Below are 1,625 nucleotides of genomic sequence, written 5' to 3'. Positions count from 1 at the left end.
CCTTGAACTCCAGTAGCTCCAGTTGAACCAGTAGCACCAGCCTCTCCTTGAATTCCTTGCGCACCAGTTGAACCAGTTGAACCAGTAGCACCAGTAGCACCGGTTTCACCTTTATCGCCCTGGTCACCCTTGGCACCTGTATCACCTTGGATACCTTGGGCACCAGTGTCACCTTTTTCTCCAGTATCACCTTTCTCACCTTTCTCACCTTGCACTCCTGTTGCTCCTGTATTACCAGTTGCACCTGTGGCACCAGTTTCACCTTGTATTCCCTGTGCTCCAGTAGAACCAGTAGCACCTTTCGCTCCAGTATCTCCTTTTTCACCCTTATCACCTTGGTCACCCATAGCTCCAGTAGCACCAGTATCACCTTTGTCACCCTGGTCACCTTTATCTCCTTTTAAACCTTGGATACCCTGATCTCCAGTTGCACCAGTAGCTCCAGTAGCTCCCGTTTCACCTTTGTCACCTTTGTCGCCCTGGTCTCCTTTTGCTCCAGTATCTCCTTTTTCACCTTGGTCACCCTTAGCTCCGGTATCTCCTTTAGCTCCGGTTGCACCAGTATCTCCTTTGTCTCCCTGATCTCCCTTGGCTCCAGTTAGGCCGGTTGCACCAGTTGCACCAGTTTCGCCTTGGTCGCCTTTCGCTCCAGTATCTCCTTTTTCACCTTTGTCACCTTTGTCGCCCTTGGCTCCGGTTACCCCTTGGATGCCTTGAGCACCAGTATCACCTTGGTCGCCTTTAGCGCCTGTATCTCCTTTTAAACCTTGGATACCCTGATCTCCAGTTGCACCAGTAGCTCCTGTAGCACCGGTAGATCCAGTTTCACCTGTATCTCCTTTGGCTCCATCAGCGCCAGTTGCTCCAGTAAGTCCGATCGGACCCTGAGCTCCAGTTGAACCAGTTGCTCCAGTATCACCTTTCTCGCCTTGGTCACCCTTGGCACCTGTATCTCCTTTGGCTCCGGTCGCACCAGTAGCACCGGTGTCACCCTTTACACCTTGTATACCTTGGGCTCCAGTATCTCCTTGATCTCCTTTTACACCCTGAATACCCTGTTCTCCAGTTTCACCTTTGGCACCAGTGTCTCCTTTAGCTCCGTCCGCACCAGTTGCACCAGTCTCTCCTTGGATTCCTTGAGCCCCGGTTGGTCCAGTAGCACCTGTGGCACCAGTAGCTCCAGTTGCGCCATCAGCTCCGGTTGCGCCTTGAATACCTTGGGCTCCTGTATTACCAGTAGCTCCAGTTACACCCTGAATTCCTTGCGCTCCTGTATTACCAGTCGAACCAGTAGCACCTTTCTCGCCTTGGTCACCCTTGGCACCAGTATCTCCTTTGGCTCCGTCAGCACCAGTTAATCCTATTGGACCCTGAGCTCCAGTGTCTCCCTTATCTCCTTGATCTCCCTTGGCTCCAGTATCACCTTTCTCGCCTTGGATACCTTGTATTCCCTGTGCTCCAGTTGCACCTGTAGAACCAGTTGCGCCGGTTGCACCAGTAGCTCCTGTTTCACCCTTGACGCCTTGGTCGCCCTTGGCTCCGGTCGCACCAGTATCTCCTTGGTCTCCTTTAGCTCCAGTTGCTCCAGTTGCTCCAGTTGAACCAGTGGCTCCAGTGGAACCAGT

At 52.9% G+C, this 1,625-nt stretch carries 1 pseudogene; it reads right to left on the bottom strand.

The window, feature by feature from the left end:
• Positions 1-1,625 (bottom strand): annotated as a pseudogene (locus MWU84_RS23840) (collagen-like protein); the annotation flags it as partial.

The organism is Arenibacter sp. F20364 (assembly GCF_023015905.1).
Classification (GTDB): domain Bacteria; phylum Bacteroidota; class Bacteroidia; order Flavobacteriales; family Flavobacteriaceae; genus Arenibacter.
This window is presented reverse-complemented; position numbering and strand designations above follow the sequence as displayed.